A 439-nucleotide genomic window follows, 5' to 3' on the forward strand; every position below is an offset into this window, starting at 1 on the left:
CATTCTGTGATAAGTGACGCCTATGAGCCGATCCCGAAGGAATACCCCCGATCGTCGGCATGACCACAGTCGACAGCGACAAGGCATTCAAGCAAGCCGAGCATCGGCGCGAGCGGCGGGCCGTGAAGGCACGGCTCGAATTTGACGAAGAACCGTTGCCGACCAAGGCTTTCGGCAATCCATGGGCCAGCGAGAAAGACGGCAAGCAATGGCTAGCCGAACCCTCCCCTAAACTGATGCGGAAGTGAGGTCCGCACACGAACCGCGCCAAGGGAATGGCGATCCCGGCAGGATTCGAACCTGCGACCATCGGCTTAGAAGGCCGGTGCTCTATCCAGCTGAGCTACGGGACCGTCGGCCGGCCGGGCCGGCTGCTGCGTTACGCCAAGCGATGCAAGACTCGGGAAGTCAGTGCGTCCAGGGCGTCCTGCGGTCATAG

1 protein-coding gene and 1 tRNA gene are annotated in these 439 nt (G+C 61.7%); one reads left to right on the plus strand and one right to left on the minus strand.

Going from position 1 to position 439, the window contains the following annotated elements; all coding sequences use genetic code 11:
- Nucleotides 1–59 precede the first annotated feature (59 nt).
- Nucleotides 60–248: a hypothetical protein gene (locus EOA27_RS39945; protein ID WP_126078159.1), complete on the plus strand. Its 189-nt coding sequence runs from the start codon at nucleotides 60–62 to the stop codon at nucleotides 246–248.
- Between the two features lie 28 nt (nucleotides 249–276).
- Here the strand turns inward: EOA27_RS39945 and EOA27_RS39950 are convergent.
- Nucleotides 277–353: transfer RNA gene (locus tag EOA27_RS39950), tRNA-Arg, on the minus strand.
- Between the last annotated feature and the right edge of the window lie 86 nt (nucleotides 354–439).

Origin of the sequence: Mesorhizobium sp. M2A.F.Ca.ET.037.01.1.1 (genome assembly GCF_003998075.1) — a bacterium.
Taxonomy (GTDB): Bacteria; Pseudomonadota; Alphaproteobacteria; order Rhizobiales; family Rhizobiaceae; genus Mesorhizobium.